Consider the following 18,436-nt stretch of genomic DNA (forward strand, 5'->3'; position numbering starts at 1 on the left):
CATCCGGCGGAGGACTGGCTGATGGCGAGCGACCCGCAATCGCTCTGCCGGCCCTACGCCCCGGTTTTGACGTAGCTCTTGTAGACCCAGCCGCGCTTGCCGTTGTAGACGATCTGGCACCATTGCTTACAGCTCATCACTTGCACCGAGGTCTTGGCCGGCACGGTGAGAATGGCGGCCGCATTCTTCTTTGGGCCGGTGCGCATGGTAACGGATCTCAGGATCCGTCCGGATTTTGCCTTGGTGCTGTTGTCGTCTTCGCTCGCGGTCTGCGCCGCCGGTTGCGGCTTGGGCGTGGGAATGGCGGCGGTCTGCGCGCCGTCAGGCCCTGTGTTCTTCGTCGAGCTGCCGGGAGCCGCCACCTTGGCAAACAATGCCGCAGCGTCGGGTTTTGCCGCCGGGTCGGCGAATGCCACCGAAGCAGACGATTTATCGGCCGCCTGCTCGGTCTGGCTTGCCAGCTGGTCGGATGCTGCCGTGGCGGCGGCCGATGCCGTCTTTGGCCCCGTCCAGCGCGGATCGTTGGGAGCCAGCGCCGGTATCTCGGCTTCCGCTGCGGCCACCGCTGGGGAAACTGCATCTGCCTTGCCCGTCGTCCTCGGCGCCGCAGCAACCTTGGCAGGCATGATCTTCGTCGTCTTGACCGGGATGGTCGGAACGATCTGCTCAGGGCTTGCGGCCGCTTGTCGCTCATTTGCCGGCAATGCCAGCCACAGCGCCACCGCGGCAACGCCGAGCAGTGCGGCCGTGCCAAGCGCGGCGATTACCAGATGCGCGTTCGACCGGACCCCGTGCCAGAACGTCGGCCGCATATCGTAACCGAATTGCATCGCAAGGCGCCGTCGTTCCGGCGCGCCGAAACTGAAGGGCTCTCTCACTCTTGCCACCTCCATTTGCGGGCCGATGTTCTTACGACCGATGCCGGAGAGCCGGCATTTCGATCGGCATCGGTCCCAAACCAAAAGCGGGCAGGCCCGCAAAAATTCCCCGTTCAGCTGCCCACGAGCATCATCTTTCGCCCGCGATTGTGGCATCACTGCGCCCGTGGCGCGAATTCTGCGCCCTGGTTAAGGGTTCTGCAACGTCTGGTTAGATTCTGTCCCGCAACGCGTACCAGTTGAGCGCGAGAAAGAGCAGTGGCGCGCGCAAACGCCGGCCGCCGGGGAAGGGTGGAATTTTCAGGTCCTCGATCAGCTTCAGCCGGTCGCGGTTGCCGGCGACCGTCTCGGCATAAAGCTTGCCGAAAAAGTTCGACAGCATGACGCCGTGGCCGGAATAACCGCCGATCGAGATCACATTGGGCATCACTTCGCGCACGAACGGCTTTCTCGGCACGGTGATGCCGACATAACCGCCCCAGCCATGGGTGATCTCAACGTCCTTCAATGCCGGATAAATCTCGGCGATCTGCCGGCGGATGTGGATGTGGATGTCCTTGGGATCGTTGACCGCGTAGATCTCGCGCCCGCCAAACAGCAGCCGCCCATCCTTCGATTTGCGGAAATAGCGCACGACGAAGCGCGAATCGTCGACTGCCTCGCCACCCGGCAACACTTTGGAATCGGCTCCCAGCGGTACCGTCGCGCCGATGAACGAGCCAATCGGCATGATATGCGCGGCACTCACCGGTTCGAGCGTGCCGCCATAGGCGTTGACCCCGATCAAGCACTTCCCGGCGATGATCGTGCCCTTCGGCGTCGTCACCCTCACCTTGCCGCCGCCGGAGGTGATGCCGGTCGACGGCGTCTGCTCGCATAGCTTTGCGCCGGCCCGCGCCGCGACTTTCGCTGTGCCGATCACCAGCTTCAGCGGATGGATGTGGCCGGTGCCGGTGTCGCGGGTGCCGCCGAAATAATGCGTCGAGCCCAGCCGCCCGGCTGTCTCCGCGGCATCCATGAATGAGATGTGCGGATAGCCGAAACGGCTCGCCATGATCTCGGCATGAGCCTTGTAGTCGTCGACATAGCGCTTCTTGTGCGCTACCGACATCTGGCCGGGCATATAGTCGATCTCGATCTGGTGCATCGCGGCGAAATCGAGCAGATGCGCCTTGGCCTCTTCGGCCAGCTCGAACAGCGCCTTGGCGCGGGAAAAGCCGTACTCCGCTTCCAACTCCTCTGCCCAGGCCCGCTGTCCGGTGCCGAGCTGGCCACCATTGCGGCCCGATGCGCCATCACCGAAACGATGCGTTTCGATAAGCACGACATCCGCGCCTGTCTTGGCGAGGTGAGCCGCCGCCGACAGGCCGGTAAAGCCGCCGCCGACAATCACCACATCGCATGTCCGGTCGCCGTCGAGCGCCGGATATTCGGGCCTCGGTCCTGCCGTGTCTTCGTACCAGGAGCGGCCGGGGGAGATTGGGGATTGGTAGGTCATGATGCTCGGCTAGGGGAGTAGGGAGTAGGGAGTAGGGAGTAGGGAGTAGGGGAGTAGGGAAGCTAGTCGGGTGACAGTTTGCGGATCAGAAGGCGAAGAAGCTTCCCAAAGCTTTCGGTACTCGCCAACAATGAAGCCGCGGTCGCCTTCGGCGCGATGCCGGTACGCTCGGCGATCAGAAGCTGAGTTTCCAGTTCCTTCAATGATCCTTGAGCGATACGGAGAAATTGTTGATAGGAACCTCGGATCTCTCTGCCATATCCCTCAGCAATGTTCGACGGCACCGAGCTTGCAGCGCGCCGCACCTGGCTGGTCAGTCCATAAAGTTCTTCCTTGGGCCATGATTTAGTCGCGCCGTAAACGGCCACAGCAAGGTCCATGGCCTGCTGCCAGACTATCAAATCCTTGTAGGAACCCGTTTTCTCAGCCATTCGTCCCTACTCCCCTACTCCCCTACTCCCCTACTCCCCTACTCCCCTACTCCCCTACTACACATTCAGCAGCAAATACTCCCTCTCCCACGGGCTGATCACTTCCATGAAGGTCTCGAATTCCGCTCGCTTGATCGCCGCATAGGTGGCGGCAAATGACTTGCCGAGCAGCGCGCAGAGTTCCTCGTCTGCCTCGAACAGGTCGACGGCTTCGAGCAGGCTGCGCGGCAGGTCGATCTGGTCCTCGTTGGCGGTGGTCAGAACAGGCGGCTCGGCCTTGATCTTGTTGGTCATGCCGATCAGCCCGCAGGCGAGCGATGCCGCCATCGCCAGATAGGGATTGGCGTCCGAGGAGGGGATGCGGTTTTCGACGCGCCGCGCTGCCGGGTCGGAGCGGGGCACGCGGAAGGCCGTGGTGCGGTTGTCGTAGCCCCATTTGTTGTTGACCGGCGCCGAGGCCGACTGCGTCAGCCGCCGGTAGGAATTGACGTAGGGCGCAAACATCACCAGCGCGTTCGGCACATGTTTCTGCATGCCACCGATGAAATGGAAGAAGGCCTCGGTCTCCGAGCCGTCCTCCGCCGAAAAGACGTTCTTGCCGGTCTTCTTGTCGATGATCGACTGATGGATATGCATGGCCGAACCGGGCTGCCCCTGGATCGGCTTGGCCATGAACGTGGCGTAGATTTCGTGCTTGAGCGCCGCTTCGCGGATGGTGCGCTTGAACATGAACACCTGGTCGGCGAGTTCGATCGGATCGCCGTGACGCAGATTGATTTCGAGCTGGCCGGCGCCCTCCTCGTGGATCAGCGTGTCGATCTCCAGGCCCTGGCTTTCGGAGAAATGGTAGATGTCGTCGATCAGTTCGTCGAATTCGTTGACCCCGGCGATCGAATAGCCGGCGCCGCCGCCGATCGGCCGTCCCGATCGACCTACTGGCGGGGTCAGCGGATAGTCCGGATCGGGGTTCTTGCGCACCAGGTAGAACTCGATCTCGGGCGCCACGACCGGTCTCAGCCCACGCTTGTCATAGGCGGCAAGCACGCGCTTCAGCACATTGCGGGGCGTGAACTCGACCGAGCGCCCGTCCTGGTGGACGAGGTCGCAGATCACTGCCGCCGTCGGGTCCTCCTCCCACGGCACCACGGTCAGCGTCGAGAGGTCGGGCATCAGCTTGAGGTCGCCATCGTCCTCCGGATAGTGGAAGCCATTGCCGTCCTCCGGATAACCGCCCGAGATCGTCGTCATGAACACCGCCGAAGGCAGCGCCAGCGAGGTGTTGGAGGTGAACTTCTTCGATGGCATCATCTTGCCGCGCGCAACCCCGGCCTGGTCGGGTGTGATGCATTCGATGTCTTCGATGCCGCGCCATTCCAGCCAGGCGCTGACTTCCTTCCAGTTCTTGACGCCACGTTGGTTTTTCACGAAGGCAGGCGTGCGGGCGCGTCCTCCGCGGCTCGACGGACGGACTTCCTTTTTTGCAGGCGGCATCAATCACCAGATTTGTTGCAGATTGTGGAGTATAGCCGTTGCCGACGACGAAAGGGAAGGGGAGCCAGCTGGCGTGCGCCTCGATAACCGGGGGAACACAACGACTTCCGGATAAAAGCCTCCTGGTCTAGGGTCGGCCTCCCGCAACGCTGCAATTAATGGGCCGCATGCAACACAGCCGCAAACTGACGACGATCGGCTTCGACGCCGATGACACACTGTGGCAGAACGAACAGTTCTTCCGCGTGACCGAGAAGCGCTTTGCCGCACTGCTCGCCGACCACGCCGAGGCGGACCGGATCTCGGCAAGATTGCTGGAGGCCGAGAAGCGCAACCTCGCGGTCTACGGCTTCGGCATCAAGGGATTCACGCTGTCGATGATCGAGACGGCGATCGAGGTCACGGAGGGCCAGGTGCCGGCCTCAACCGTTGCCGAAATTCTCGCCGCGGGCCGCGAGATGCTCAGCCATCCGATCGAGCCGCTTCCGCATGCGCGCGAAACCGTGGAAAAGCTGGCCGGCGCCTACCGCCTGGTGCTGATCACCAAGGGCGACCTGTTCGACCAGGAACGCAAGCTGGCGCAATCCGGCCTGGGCGAGCTGTTTGATGCCGTCGAGATCGTCAGCGACAAGAGCGCGGCCACCTATAGCCGCATCTTCAGCCGCCACGGCGACGGCCCGGAAAAGGGCATGATGGTCGGCAACTCGCTCAAATCGGACGTCGTGCCGGCCATCGAAGCCGGCAGTTGGGGCATCCACGTTCCGCACGAGCTGACCTGGGTGCTGGAACATGTTGAGCCGCCGGTCTCGGCGCCACGCTTTCGCCAGATAGCCAATCTCGGCGAACTGCCGGGATTGATCGAGCATATCGGCGAGATTGATTGATCAGGTCTTCAGCCGAGGCATCGCGGTAGGCGTCAATTGCGGCTAATTGCGATCAGCCGGTCGATCACCGGCTGCAGCCGTTCGGTGGTGATCGGCTTGACGACCACTGCATCGATGACGCTGGACAGGCCCAGGCTCTCCGGAGTGCCGGTCTTGACCGAAAGCAGGATCACCGACGGAAGCGATCTGCCTGACGCTCTTCGCAGTGCATCGATACCCGACAGCAAGGCGTCGCAGTCCCCGTTCTCCGCTCCGCCGTCGAGAACGACAGCCCCGGGAATCAGCGCGCGCAAGGCCTTTGCCGCGGTTTCGGGAGTTTCCGAGATCGGTTTGAGGCCGGACCGCTCCACGATCTTTGAAACCACGACGCGGTTGATCGGTGATTTTCCGACCACCAGCACCCGCGAGAAATCCGGGAGCATCCGCGTCTCCATGTCCCGGCTAACGAAAGGCAGCTGTTTTGCAGTCTCGATATCACGATTCGCTGGGCACATGGCGGGGCAGGCCGTTGTTCAATGTTTCAATGCAGGGTTGAAACTCGAGAGGTAATTGGCGTGAGATCACTGCTCATGTCAAGCTCAAATGGCATATCAGGAGAATATCGCAAGAAACAATAAAATTAAAATTAAGTGCTTTTCTTTACCGCCGCCCGAAGGAGAAGTTGCCACCACAACCGGGCAGGCTTCAGCGAAGCTTGGCTTTGCAGCGCGACACGTCAACTCGCAGCTGTAGCCGGTTTGACGTAAGGTTGAACGAAGGCGAGGCAGGTCTGTCGCGAGCTTGTCGTATCGCCTCGCCGGACTACCCTTCCTCGTTGGCTAGGCACGTCTCTTTTATCGACGGGAGATGACAATGGAACTCGTGACTCACAGGAAATTCAAAAACGGCCGGTTGATGCCATGGGGAAAGGGTACGGTCGTTACCGGCGCAAAGGGATTCGTCTACCTTTCCGGAAACACCGCGACCGCCGAGGACTACGATCCGATCGGCAAAAGCGGCGGCGCCGCCATTGGCGATGCAGCGGCACAGTGGCGCGCAATTCTCACCAACATCAAGTCAGATCTGGAAGAGCTTGGCAGCGCGCTCGAGCATCTCATCAGGCTGACCTTCTTTGTTAAGGGGCCATTTCCCGATGGCGGCGTGCTGAGTTCGCCCAATTTTCGCCTGGACGTCTTGGACGAATTCTTTGCCGAACACTGCCCGAAGCATTGCAGCTACAACAACCCGCCGCCATCGGAAGTTATTGGCGTTGCAGCGCTTGCGCAGCCTGATCTTGTCATTGAAATCGTTGCATTAGCGGCTCTGCCGGACTAGGCAGAGCCGCGGCGTGCGAGGTGCGATGACATGCGCTCAAAATAGGCGCGGTGCGGTAGAATTCATCAGTCGTGGTTCCGTTGCGTGACGATGACCGGGATCAGCAGATCGCCCCAGTTGCCGTCGCCGCCATGGTGCCGTGCCGAGCGCACCAGCTCGACCGAGACGCCGGCCTCGACCGCCTTCATCACCGACTGATTGAGCCTGTGCAGATCGTTTGCCAGCATTCGGATGGTCGCCTGCTGGTCGACATTCATGCTGGTGGCCTGCTCTTCGGCCCGTTCCTTGACGCGGCTTATCGACGCCATTGGTCTTCTCCCTGTGTTGCCCTGTCTGTTGTGTTGCCATGCCCGTTTGGGCGTTCCCTCTGTTTGTCTGCTATTCCGCTATTCCGCCGCCGGCCTGAATTGGGCGTGCTCGGTCGATCCATGCATGGCCGTGGTCGAAGACTGGCCACCGGTGATCGCCATCGAGACGGCGTCGAAATAGCCGGTGCCGACCTCGCGTTGATGCTTGGTGGCGGTGTAGCCATTGGCTTCCGCGGCGAATTCCGCCTCCTGCAGTTCCGAATAGGCGGCCATCTGCCGCTCCTTGTAGCCGCGGGCGAGCTCGAACATGCCGAAGTTGAGCTGGTGGAAACCGGCCAGCGTAATGAACTGGAACTTGTAGCCCATCGCGCCGAGTTCCTTCTGGAACTTCGCAATCGTCGCGTCGTCGAGATTCTTCTTCCAGTTGAAAGACGGCGAGCAATTATAGGCAAGCAGCTTGCCTGGATGATGCTTGCGCACACCCTCGGCAAACGTCCTGGCCTGCCCCAGATCGGGCTTGGAGGTCTCGCACCAGATCAGGTCCGCATAGGGCGCGTAGGCGACGGCGCGGGCAATGCAGGGCTCGATGCCGTTGCTGACATGGTAGAAGCCCTCCGCAGTGCGGCCGGCGCCATAATCGACGAAGGGCCGGTCGCGTTCGTCGATGTCGGAGGTCAGGAGCTTTGCCGCTTCCGCGTCGGTGCGCGCCACGACCAGCGTCGGCGTACCCATGACGTCGGCGGCAAGGCGCGCCGCGTTGAGGTTGCGGATGTGTGCGGCGGTCGGGATCAGCACCTTGCCGCCGAGATGGCCGCATTTCTTCTCCGAAGCCAGCTGGTCCTCGTAATGGACGCCGGCCGCACCCGCCTCGATGAACGCCTTCATGATCTCGAAAGCGTTGAGCGGCCCGCCGAAGCCGGCTTCCGCGTCGGCGACAACAGGCGCGAACCAGGTGTCGACCGACAGCCCCTTCCCTTCCGAAGTCTCGATCTGGTCGGCGCGCTGCAGGGTGCGGTTGATGCGCTTGACCAGTTCGGGCGCCGCATTGGCGGGATAGAGCGACTGGTCCGGGTACATCGCGGAAGCGGTGTTGGCATCGGCGGCGACCTGCCATCCCGACAGATAGATCGCCTTCAGCCCGGCCCGCACCTGCTGCATCGCCTGGTTGCCCGACATTGCACCCAGCGCGTTGACGAAATCCTCCTCGTGGATGAGCTGCCACAGCCGGTTTGCGCCCATTTCGGCGAGGCTCTGCCGGATCTGCACCGAGCCGCGCAGCCGCTTCACGTCGTCCGGCGAATAGGGCCTTTCGATGCCATCAAAGCGGCCTTGCGGCGCCGACGGGACAAGGTTGTAAAAGTCGGTCATTGGTCACTCCAGGCGGTTTTGATGCCGGTTTCGGAAGGCGCCGCGGGGGAAAATATGTGCGCCATATGTGTGACATCATTTACATGCCGGCTCGACGCGAGCGAGCTAAACCTCCAGATTAGCCAAAAAATAAGAGAAAACCTGTGTTGTGTTTGACTGATGAGAGTTGTAAATCTGTCATGATTGTAAAGACCGCCATGCCATTGGCGGATGTAAATTTCTGTCAAGGGCAGTCGATTGGCCGACCACAAAATCTTTGCCGGGCCGCGCATTCGTCGCATCCGCAACGCCAAAGGGCTGACCCAGACGGCGATGGCCGAAGGGCTCGGCATCTCGCCGTCCTATCTCAATCTCATCGAGCGCAACCAGCGGCCGCTGACGGTGCAACTGATCCTGAGGCTGGCATCCGTCTACAAGGTCGACCCGCATGAATTGCAGGGCGAGGCGAGGGGGTCGGTTGCCGACTTGAAGGAAGTGTTTTCAGATCCGTTGCTCGCCGGCGAACTGCCGGGCGACCAGGAACTCATCGAGCTTGCCGAGGCGGCGCCGAACGCTTCCGCCGCTGTCATAAAGCTGTTTCGCGCCTATCGCGAGCAGGCCGAGCGATTGTCGGATATCAACGAGCTGCTCGCGCGTGAGGGCAAGGCCACCGCCCTCTCGGGTGCCAGGCTGCCGATCGACGAGGTGCATGAGATTTTCGAACGCCGGCCGAACCATTTTGCTGCGCTCGAAGAAGAAGCCGAGGCATTCACGTCGGTGCTCGATCCAGGCGACGATCTGTTCAGTGCGTTGAAGGCCTGGCTGCGGCGTGAATTCGGCATCGTCGTCAAGGTACTGCCGGTCGCCACCATGCCCAACTGGCGCCGTCGCTATGACCGTCACTCGCAGCGCCTGTTTCTGTCCGAGCGCCTGTCGCCATTCGATCAGCTGCGTGAGGTGGCTATGGAGGCCTGCCTGATCCGCATGAGCGTCGCTGTCGCCGCCGAGATCCAGGCGCTGAAGCTGGCCACGGACGAAGCCCGCCGGCTGGCGCGTTTCGAGCTCGGTCGCTATGCCGCGCACGCTCTGATGATGCCCTATCAGCCTTTTCACGCCGCCGCGGTCCGTGCCCGCTATGACATCGACATGTTGCGGTCGCGTTTCGGCGTCTCCTTCGAGCAGGCGGCGAACCGGCTGACCACGCTGCAGCGGCCGGGTGCGTCGGGCGTGCCGTTCTTCATGCTCGAGGTCGACAGTGCCGGCAATCGGTTCCGCAAGGCGGGCAGCCACGGCTTTCCGCAAAGCCGCTTCGGCGGCGGCTGTCCGAAGCTGCCGGTCCATGCCGCCTTCGCCCAGCCCGGCCAGATCCTGGTCGATGCAGTGGAAATGCCCGACGGCGCAGCGTTTCTCTGCATGGCCCGCACGCTCGAGGGGCCGCAGGGCTCGTTTGCCGAGCGACCGCGGCGCACGGCGCTGCTGCTCGGCTGCGACATCGGCTTTCGCGACGAGGTCGTCTATGGAGCGGCATTGCCGGGGCCAGCCGCCATCGGCAAGACCGGACAGAGCGCCGCCGCGCCGGCGGCGCCGATAGGCCCTGCCTGTCGGCTGTGCGAACGCATCGGCTGCCTCGCCCGCGCCGAGCCACCCGTGACACGTCCGCTCGGCCTCGACGAGATGGTGACTGGGCTGTCGGCTTTCGATTTCCAGTGACGGCCGTGGCAGATTGCTGGCCAGAGAAGATCATACGCGGTTTCACGGCAGGAAAATAACAAGCTGTCCCTTGGGACATTGATCGTCGAAGTATTGATTCAGCATCGGCCGTGAGATATCAAAAGACGAATTGGGCGACGATCGGGGGATCAGGGATGGGCAGGACGTTTTTTTTTTGGCTTGGCTTGGTGCTTGCCTTTTCGATCTGCCCCGCATTTGCGGAAAAGTCCGCGGACTTCTTCAAATCCTATCAAAAGTATAATGACGCCGGCAAAGCGTTCCTGGACAAGATCGATCCGAAGACTGGCGCGATAGACCTAGCCGAAGGCGTGCACCTGGACCTCAAGGACAAATTCTATTTTCTGAACAAGAAAGATACTGCCTCCGTCCTGACGGAAGCCTGGGGCAATCCACCCGACGCCGCTTCCGAATCGCTCGGCATGATCTTTCCAGTCAGCAATGACCCCATTGCCGAGAACAATTGGGGAATAGAGCTGAGATGGGAGAAGATAGGTTACGTCGACGACAGCGAGGCGGGATCCATCGACTACAATGAACTGCTGCGCAACATGCGGGCGGATACCTTGTCGGGCAACGATCAAAGGGTAAAGGACGGCTATTCGCCCATCACTCTGATCGGCTGGGCATCACCGCCCGTGTACGACGCAGTCAACAAGCGCCTGCACTGGGCCAAGGAACTGCAGTTCGGAAACGATGCAGTCCACACGCTTAACTACGACGTTCGCTTTCTCGGCAGGGAGGGCGTTTTCGTGATGAGCTACATCGCAACTGTGGACCAGTTGCCGGAAATCAAGCAGAGTCTCGATGAAGTGCTTGATCTTGCTGTCTTCAAGCCCGGCAAGACATATTTGGACTTCAGACCGGGCGTCGATACGGTTGCGGCGATTGGCATCGGTGGCCTCATTGCCGGCAAACTGGCGGCAAAGGCAGGATTTCTGGTGGTAGCGCTCATCGCGCTGAAAAAATTCGGTCTTATCCTGCTGATTCCCTTGGCAGGTCTCTGGCGCTTCATTCGCGGCAACAAGACAACCTCCTAGATCGATTTCATCGGCTCAACTCTCAGGCCTGCTGATTGCTGGGTGCCCCAAACGGAACACGATGCTGGATCACCCCCGATCCCCGCCTTTGCGTTACGCGATTAAGGCACGTTTCTGTCGTCCGCTGTGCATCGTGCTGCCCCGAAATCGCCGACAGTCGTAGTCATGACCGACATATCATCACCGCAGATCGCCGTTTCGCCTCCGCGAAATGAGGAGCGTATCGGTTTCCTGCTGGTGTTCCTGTCGGCGCTGATGTGGAGCCTCGGCGGTACCATCGCCCGTTTCATCGATGCCGGCGACAGCTGGACGGTGGTGTTCTGGCGCTCGGTCTGGGCCGCCGCCTTCCTGCTCTGCTTCATGGTCTGGCGCGACGGCTGGCGTGGCACGCTGAAGCTGTTTCGCGGCATGGGCCTGGCCGGTCTTGCGGTGGCGTTCTGCTTCGCCACGGCCTCGACCTCTTTCGTCGTGGCGCTTGCTTATACCACCGTCGCCAACATCCTCCTGATGCAGGCCGGCGTGCCGCTTCTGGCAGCGCTGTTTGCCTGGGCGCTGTTTCGCGAACGGGTGGCCGTGGCGACCTGGGTGGCGATTGCTGCCGTCATTGCCGGCGTCGCCATCATGGTGTCGGAATCGCTCGATGGCGCGGTGTCGCCGATCGGCGACGGGCTGGCACTCCTTATCGCTGTCATGTTCTCGATCGCCACCGTCATCACGCGCCGCTTTGCCCATGTGCGCATGACCCCGGCGACCTGCCTCGGCACGATGCTGGCGGCCGCCTTTGCGGCATCGCAGGCGTCGACGCTGGGCGTTTCCAGCCACGATATGGGCTTCCTCTTTGCCTTTGGCGTGATCAATCTGGGACTCGGCCTCGCCTTCTTCGCCACCGGAGCCCGGCTTGTGCCGGCCGCCGTCGCGGCGCTACTCGGCACGTTCGAACCGATCCTTGGCCCGATCTGGGTCTGGCTCATCCATTCCGAGGTGCCGTCGGCGCGCACCATCGTCGGCGGTGCGGTCGTCGTCACCGCGCTGCTCGTCCACATCGGGCTCGAGTTCAAGCGTCAGACGCGGCCCGCGCGAGCGGGCGTCACCGGTGTGCCGTCGCCTAATTGATGCAGCGCACGCGTCAAAGCGAGATGAACCATTGACAATGTCGCAGCCGCGCGGGCAGGCTGCGATCACGGCAACAACAAGACAGGCTTATCTTGCCAAGTCTCCATGCCGGCCGCATCGAGGCCGGACAACATCGTCGTCTTCCTGCCCGCGCCGTAGCGAAAGCTTCCGACGGCGCCGGAACACCACCAACGCCACGCCAAGTTTTCACTGTCGGCTCGTCGACGGACTATAATGGCGCCGGCAATTCCCGCTTGTCGCCTGCCTGCAAGCCCAATACCCTGAAGCAAATGCCCAGCCGCGCGAACGCCGCGACGAGCTGGCGACGGAACACTCATCAAAGGAGAATAGCATGATCCGCAAAGCGCTCTGGCTTTCGGCGACTTCGGCGTTTTTGGCAGCTTTTACCTTGGGCGCACATGCCGAGGATCGCGTCGTCAACGTCTTCAACTGGTCGGATTATATCGACAGTTCGATCATCGACGACTTCACCAAGGAAACCGGCATCAAGGTCGTCTACGACACTTTCGATTCCAACGAGATCCTGGAAACGAAACTGCTCGCCGGCGGCAGCGGCTACGATGTCGTCGTGCCCAGCGGCAATTTCCTTGCACGCCAGATCCAGGCGGGCGTGTTCCAGAAGCTCGACAAGTCGAAACTGCCGAACATTTCAAATATGTGGGACACGGTCATGGAACGGACCGCCAAATATGATCCCGGCAACGAATATTCGATCAACTACATGTGGGGTACGGTTGGCATCGGCTACAACATCAAGAAGGTGCAGGCAGCACTCGGCACCGACAAGATCGACAGCTGGGACGTGTTCTTCAATCCCGAAAGCCTGGCCAAATTGAAAGACTGCGGCGTCTATGTGCTGGATTCGCCGGCCGACATCATACCGGCGGCACTGAAATATCTAGGCCTCGATCCAAACAGCACGTCGCCCGATGAGATTGCCAAGGCCGAAGAAACCTTGCTGAAGGTCCGGCCCTATATCCGCAAGTTCCACTCTTCCGAATACATCAACGCCCTGGCCAATGGCGACATCTGCCTGGCTGTCGGCTGGTCGGGTGACGTCTTCCAGGCCCGCAACCGCGCCGACGAAGCCAAGCAGGGCGTCGAGATCGGCTATTCCGTGCCGAAGGAAGGTGCCCAGATGTGGTTTGACCAGATGGCGATCCCGGCCGATGCGCCGCATGTCGCCGAAGCGCATGAGTTCCTGAACTACATGATGAAGCCCGAAGTGATCGCCAAATCGTCGAACTATGTGCTTTACGCGAACGGCAACAAGGCTTCGCAGCAGTTCATCGACAAGGCGATCCTGGAAGATCCGGCGATCTATCCGGACGCCGCCACCTTGCAGAAACTCTACACCGTCTCGCCCTACGATCCCAAGACCCAGCGCATCATCACCCGCACCTGGACCAAGATCGTCACCGGCCAATAACAATCTGACCATGCCCCGGCAGCTGGCTGCCGGGGCGCTTTCTCATGGGGCAAGCAGCAGGACGGAGTGGGACATGAAATCGCTTGGCAGCATCCGCAGGGATTTCGCGCCATGGAACGATCCGAACGCCAAGCCATACATCCAGTTCGACAACGTCACCAAGAAATTCGGTGAGTTCACAGCGGTCAACAATCTGTCGCTGACCATTTTCGAACGCGAATTCTTTGCCTTGCTCGGGGCCTCAGGCTGCGGGAAATCGACGCTGCTCAGGATGCTCGCCGGCTTCGAGGAGCCGACCGCCGGCCGCATCTTGCTCGATGGCCAGGATCTGCGCGGCATTCCGCCTTACCGGCGGCCGGTCAACATGATGTTCCAGTCCTACGCCTTGTTTCCGCATATGACGGTCGAGAACAACATCGCCTTCGGCCTCAAGCAGGAAGGCATGGCCAAGGCCGACATCGACAAGCGCGTCGCCGAGATGCTGAAGCTGGTCAAGCTCGAGCAGTTCGCCAAGCGCAAACCGCACCAATTGTCGGGTGGCCAGCGCCAGCGCGTCGCGCTCGCCCGCTCCGCCGCCAAGCGGCCGAAAGTCCTGCTGCTCGACGAGCCGCTTGGTGCGCTGGACAAGAAGTTGCGCGAGGAAACCCAGTTCGAGCTGATGGACCTGCAGCAGAACCTCGGCCTCACCTTCGTCGTCGTCACTCATGATCAGGAAGAGGCGATGACGATGGCTGACCGCATCGCTATCATCGACAAGGGCGAGGTGATGCAGGTGGCGACGCCGGCCGAGGTCTACGAGGCGCCGGGTTCCCGCTTCGTCGCCGGCTTCGTCGGCAATGTGAATATGTTCGACGGCAAGATCGCGGCTGGCGAGGCCGGCAGTGCGAGCATCGATGCCGGCAACGGCATCACCATCCGCACCGAAAATGCCGGCAGTGCGGCCGCCGGAACATCCGTCACCTTCGCCATCAGGCCGGAGAAGATCAAGGTGTCCTCCACGAAACCGGCCGGTGCCGTCAACGCCATCGAGGGCGAGGTCTACGACATAGCCTATCTCGGCGACATGACCGTCTATCACGTCAGGCTGGATGACGGTCAGGTCGTGCGGGCGAGCACCATGAATGCGGCACGCCTCACCGAGGACCCGCTGACCTGGAACGACCGCGCCTGGGTTTCTTTCCGCCCCGACGCCGGCGTCGTCCTGACACGGTAGGGACTGATCATGTCCGCTGTCACCGCCGCAACAAGCTTTCCGGCAAGCGCTGCCGGCAAATCCGCCTTGGTCAGGCTGGGAGCAGCCTTCGTTAGCCGGCTCGTCATCATCGTCCCCTATCTCTGGCTGCTGTTCTTCTTTCTCGTCCCTTTCATCATCGTCTTCAAGATTTCGCTGTCGCAGACGGCGATCGCCATGCCGCCCTACACGCCGGTGCTTGATTTCCGCAGCGGCATTTCCGGGTTTATTTCGGAATTCGGCGCACTCAATTTCGACAACTATACCTGGCTGACGCAGGACGCGCTGTATTTCAATGCCTATGTGACGAGCGTCATCGTCGCCGCCATCTCGACCGTCCTGACATTGCTGATCGGCTATCCCATCGCCTATGGCATGGCACGCGCTCCGGCGACGATCCGCCCGACCTTGCTGATGCTGGTGATCCTGCCGTTCTGGACCTCGTTCCTGATCCGTGTCTACGCCTGGATTGGCATCCTCAAGCCCGAGGGCCTGCTCAACCAGCTGCTGCTCGCAACCGGCATCATCAGCCAGCCGCTGATCATCCTCAACACCTATACGGCGATCTTCATCGGCATCGTTTACTCCTATCTGCCGTTCATGGTGCTGCCGCTCTATTCGTCCTTGGAGAAGATGGACTATTCACTGATCGAAGCGGCCAAGGATCTCGGCTGCCCGCCGACCAGCGCCTTCTGGAAGATCACCTTTCCGCTGTCGCTGCCCGGCGTCGTCGCCGGCTGCCTTCTGGTGTTCATTCCCGCCGTTGGCGAGTTCGTCATTCCCGACCTGCTCGGCGGCTCGCAGACGCTGATGATCGGCAGGACGCTGTGGAACGAGTTCTTCGCCAACCGCGACTGGCCGGTGTCGTCCGCCGTCGCCGTCATCTTGCTGCTGCTGCTGATCGTGCCGATCATGCTCTTCCAGCGAGCCCAGGCGCGTGCCCAGGAGCAGGACCAATGAACGCGACCTGGAGCCGCTTCAACATCACATCGATCGTGCTCGGCTTTGCCTTTCTTTACCTGCCGATCGTCCTGCTCGTCGTGTTCTCTTTCAACGAGTCGAAGCTGGTCACCGTCTGGGGCGGCTTCTCGACGAAATGGTACGTGTCGCTGTTCCACAACCGGGGTCTGATGGACGCGACCTGGGTGACGGCCCGCGTCGGCGTCATCTCGGCGACGGTGGCAACTGTGCTCGGCACGCTGGCGGCGCTCACCTTGACACGCTACACGCGCTTTCGCGGCCGGCTGCTGTTTTCCGGCATGGTGTTTGCGCCGCTGGTCATGCCGGAAGTCATCACCGGCCTGTCGCTGCTGCTGCTCTTCGTCGCCGTCGGCCTCGACCGCGGCTTTCTCACGGTGACGCTTGCCCACACCACGCTAACCATGTGCTTCGTCGCGGTGGTGGTTCAGTCGCGCCTGATCACTTTCGACCGTTCGCTGGAAGAGGCCGCAATGGACCTCGGCGCGCCACCGGTGAAGACCTTCTTCCAGATCACGCTGCCGGTAATCATGCCGGCTATCGTCTCCGGCTGGATGCTGGCTTTCACGCTGTCGCTCGACGATTTGGTTATTGCCAGCTTCACCTCGGGGCCTGGCGCCACGACGCTGCCGATGAAGATCTACAGCCAGGTTCGCCTTGGCGTGACGCCGGAAATCAATGCGGCCTGCACCATCTTGATCGCGGTCGTCGCAGTTGGCGTGATCATCGCTTCACTCGCAAACAAACGCCGCGAGGTGCAGCGCCAGCGCGACGAGCGGGCCGCGCAGCGAGGTTGAAGGCTCGCTACTCTCCCGAGACGCCGCGGCTTATCGGCGAGATGAACGGCGTGCTCCACGTGCCGCCGACGAAGAACGACGACTGCTTGGGCGCCTGGCCGTTCGTCTGCGTGGCAGCCTGGCTCGGCTGGGCAATGCCGCCGGACAGTGCCAGCCCGCGTCCGGCATAGGATGCGATGCCGGAAAGCCAGATCTTGTATTGCGCGGAATTCACCTCGGCCTTGTCGATGCGCGCCACGCCGTTCGAAATGCTCGCCTTGAGCTCGGCCCCGTCGATCGGCAGCGTTCCGTCCGAGACGTCGTCCAGCGCGAAGAATCCGCCCTGTTCGGTGTGCTTGAGGAACGCCGGCAGGTTAAGCCGGCTCAGCGCACCCGCGCCGAACGTCGCGGACAGCGAGCCATTGGCGTTTTCGAAAATCGAATCCCAGGTTCTGCCAGGCCCCTTGAGGATGACCGAAACGGTTCCAGTGCCGATCGGTACCAGCCGCGTCATTCCGGCCGCGGTGCCGAAAGCGCCGCCGTCGATATCGGAAGCAAGCAGCCGGATCTCGACTTCCGTGCCGGCGGGCTTGCGGTCGAAACGGACGCTGCTCTGGACGTTGCCGCCAAAGGCGGATGCATCCGAGATGTCGAAGACGGCAAGGCCATTTTTGACCTGGGCGGTGGCAGCGACGTCGGCAAGCTGGATGGCGCCGGCCGTGGCATGCGCCGCCGACAGCCTGAGATCGAGATTGATCCGGTCGGCGAAGCTTGTGTCGATCTCGCCCGGACCGGTGCCGCCGGCGGATGGCACCGGCGTAAAGGCGGAGAGAAACGATCTGAGGTCGAGCGTATCGAAGGCAAGTGTGCCGGAGATCACCGGCAGTGCCTCACCATAGGTGAAGTCCAGCGCACCCATTCCCGGGTTGTTGTCGAGGGTCAGGGCCGTGTTTTCGAATTTGACCCGCCCGGCTGTCGCCGTGATCTTGCTTGAAACCGAGATCGAGCCGATTGCGGCACCGGGCGCGATGCCGGCCTGCGACCATTCGAGCACGCGTCGGAGCGAAGGTGCGGCGAATTTTGCCTGGCCGTCGAAATAGCCGTTCTCCGACATGCTGGCGCGGCCGTCGAACGAAAAACTGGCCGGTGCCGCCTTGAAGGAAAATGTGGCCGGTGCCGTGCCGCCGCCAAACAGCACGAGCGGGTTCGGCGATGCGGCGTCGATGGCAACGCTTTCGCCGCGCCATATCCCGGTCGCCGACAGCGTCGCATTGCTGTTCATCGCGGCCCAGTTCGCCTGGCCGCTCAGGCTGCTCAATATCTCCTGGTCCTTGCCGCCGATGGCAGTCACCACGCGGCCGTCCCTGAACTCGACTGTGCCGAACGGATCTGTCGGCAGCTTGCCGAGATCCGGCTTGGCGGGATTTGTGTTGATCACCGCGCGGGCAGCATCGATCGAACGCGTAATGCGCCCGCCGCTGGGAATCGCAGGCAGGAAAAACCCGCTCGCGGTACGCTGAACCCGGATCGTCGGTCGCACCAGCCGCGCCGTCGAAAACACGACATCGCCACGCAGCGCCGCCATGGCCGAGAGGTCGACCTCGACTCGTTCGGCCTCGACCACGGGCGGCGCATCCGTCTCCGTCCATTGCGACAGCGTCACGTCGCTCAGGATCGCCCGGAAATTCGGCCAGACCTCGATGCGCGGCGCGCCGTCGATGGTTACCCGAAAACCGCTCCAGGCGCTCATTTCCCACGCGATACGGTCGCGTACGATGCGGGTCGAGGCGATCAACGGCAAGGCTGCGACGACCAGCGCGATGACGATGACGGCCGCGCCGATCGCCCATATTCCGCGTCGGATCAAAGGTGATGGCATATCGCCCCGTATGCTTCCATTCCGACAAAATCGCCCGACGGGTGTAACCGACGGCTGACGCATTTCAAGTCTTTATGGCCCGGCGATGGC

At 61.8% G+C, this 18,436-nt stretch carries 17 protein-coding genes; 9 read left to right on the top strand and 8 right to left on the bottom strand.

Going from position 1 to position 18,436, the window contains the following annotated elements; genetic code table 11:
• Positions 1-53: 53 nt before the first annotated feature.
• From NKG60_RS12905 to NKG60_RS12920, 4 genes are all read right to left on the bottom strand, one after another.
• A complete protein-coding gene (locus NKG60_RS12905; RefSeq protein WP_352566409.1) occupies positions 54-830 on the bottom strand; it encodes an SH3 domain-containing protein in 777 nt (258 codons plus the stop codon).
• 259 nt (positions 831-1,089) lie between these two features.
• Positions 1,090-2,376, bottom strand: coding sequence for an NAD(P)/FAD-dependent oxidoreductase (locus tag NKG60_RS12910; protein ID WP_352664047.1), 1,287 nt, complete (start codon positions 2,374-2,376; stop codon positions 1,090-1,092).
• Positions 2,377-2,438: 62 nt separating this feature from the next.
• Positions 2,439-2,807: a four helix bundle protein gene (locus NKG60_RS12915; RefSeq protein WP_352974980.1), complete on the bottom strand. Its 369-nt coding sequence runs from the start codon at positions 2,805-2,807 to the stop codon at positions 2,439-2,441.
• A 57-nt stretch (positions 2,808-2,864) separates the two neighbouring features.
• Positions 2,865-4,298 (bottom strand): glutamine synthetase family protein, encoded by a 1,434-nt coding sequence (locus tag NKG60_RS12920; protein ID WP_352664045.1) that lies wholly within the window; start codon positions 4,296-4,298, stop codon positions 2,865-2,867.
• A gap of 167 nt (positions 4,299-4,465) precedes the next feature.
• Here NKG60_RS12920 and NKG60_RS12925 point away from each other — a divergent pair, with 167 nt between their 5' ends.
• Positions 4,466-5,182 carry an HAD family hydrolase gene (locus tag NKG60_RS12925; RefSeq protein WP_352664351.1) on the top strand — a complete coding sequence of 239 codons (717 nt, stop codon included), beginning with the start codon at positions 4,466-4,468 and terminating at the stop codon, positions 5,180-5,182.
• A 32-nt stretch (positions 5,183-5,214) separates the two neighbouring features.
• On the opposite strand, the gene NKG60_RS12930 is transcribed toward NKG60_RS12925, so the two are convergent.
• Positions 5,215-5,604, bottom strand: coding sequence for an ANTAR domain-containing protein (locus NKG60_RS12930; protein ID WP_352664043.1), 390 nt, complete (start codon positions 5,602-5,604; stop codon positions 5,215-5,217).
• A 430-nt stretch (positions 5,605-6,034) separates the two neighbouring features.
• Between NKG60_RS12930 and NKG60_RS12935 the strand changes: the two genes are divergently transcribed.
• Positions 6,035-6,496: a RidA family protein gene (locus tag NKG60_RS12935; RefSeq protein ID WP_352664041.1), complete on the top strand. Its 462-nt coding sequence runs from the start codon at positions 6,035-6,037 to the stop codon at positions 6,494-6,496.
• A 65-nt stretch (positions 6,497-6,561) separates the two neighbouring features.
• Here the strand turns inward: NKG60_RS12935 and NKG60_RS12940 are convergent, their stop codons facing one another.
• Both NKG60_RS12940 and aceA read right to left on the bottom strand, forming a co-directional pair.
• Positions 6,562-6,804, bottom strand: coding sequence for an SMc00767 family acetate metabolism repressor (locus NKG60_RS12940; RefSeq protein ID WP_352664039.1), 243 nt, complete (start codon positions 6,802-6,804; stop codon positions 6,562-6,564).
• A 78-nt stretch (positions 6,805-6,882) separates the two neighbouring features.
• A complete protein-coding gene (gene aceA, locus NKG60_RS12945) occupies positions 6,883-8,172 on the bottom strand; it encodes an isocitrate lyase (protein WP_352664037.1) in 1,290 nt (429 codons plus the stop codon).
• Positions 8,173-8,409: 237 nt separating this feature from the next.
• Between aceA and NKG60_RS12950 the strand changes: the two genes are divergently transcribed.
• The 7 genes from NKG60_RS12950 to NKG60_RS12980 all read left to right on the top strand — a co-directional run bounded on the left by NKG60_RS12950 (position 8,410) and on the right by NKG60_RS12980 (position 16,488).
• On the top strand, positions 8,410-9,861 hold the full coding sequence (locus tag NKG60_RS12950) for a helix-turn-helix domain-containing protein (RefSeq protein ID WP_352868510.1): 1,452 nt from the start codon (positions 8,410-8,412) through the stop codon (positions 9,859-9,861).
• A gap of 155 nt (positions 9,862-10,016) precedes the next feature.
• Entirely contained in the window at positions 10,017-10,919 is a 903-nt protein-coding gene (locus NKG60_RS12955; RefSeq protein WP_352664033.1) for a DUF2167 domain-containing protein, read from the top strand.
• A gap of 165 nt (positions 10,920-11,084) precedes the next feature.
• Complete coding sequence (locus NKG60_RS12960; RefSeq protein WP_352664031.1) at positions 11,085-12,032, top strand: DMT family transporter; 948 nt, start codon at positions 11,085-11,087, stop codon at positions 12,030-12,032.
• A gap of 352 nt (positions 12,033-12,384) precedes the next feature.
• Positions 12,385-13,482, top strand: coding sequence for a polyamine ABC transporter substrate-binding protein (locus NKG60_RS12965; protein ID WP_352664029.1), 1,098 nt, complete (start codon positions 12,385-12,387; stop codon positions 13,480-13,482).
• 73 nt (positions 13,483-13,555) lie between these two features.
• Entirely contained in the window at positions 13,556-14,695 is a 1,140-nt protein-coding gene (locus tag NKG60_RS12970; RefSeq protein ID WP_352664027.1) for an ABC transporter ATP-binding protein, read from the top strand.
• Positions 14,696-14,704: 9 nt separating this feature from the next.
• Positions 14,705-15,673 (top strand): ABC transporter permease subunit, encoded by a 969-nt coding sequence (locus tag NKG60_RS12975; RefSeq protein ID WP_352664025.1) that lies wholly within the window; start codon positions 14,705-14,707, stop codon positions 15,671-15,673.
• The gene (locus NKG60_RS12980) at positions 15,670-16,488 is read left to right on the top strand and encodes an ABC transporter permease (RefSeq protein WP_352464986.1); all 819 of its coding nucleotides are present in this window, start codon (positions 15,670-15,672) and stop codon (positions 16,486-16,488) included. The genes NKG60_RS12975 and NKG60_RS12980 overlap by 4 nt, the downstream gene beginning before the upstream one ends.
• A 7-nt stretch (positions 16,489-16,495) precedes the next feature.
• Here the strand turns inward: NKG60_RS12980 and NKG60_RS12985 are convergent, their stop codons facing one another.
• A complete protein-coding gene (locus NKG60_RS12985; RefSeq protein ID WP_352664023.1) occupies positions 16,496-18,346 on the bottom strand; it encodes an AsmA family protein in 1,851 nt (616 codons plus the stop codon).
• Between the last annotated feature and the right edge of the window lie 90 nt (positions 18,347-18,436).

This window comes from Mesorhizobium sp. M1428, from assembly GCF_040317515.1.
Classification (GTDB): domain Bacteria; phylum Pseudomonadota; class Alphaproteobacteria; order Rhizobiales; family Rhizobiaceae; genus Mesorhizobium.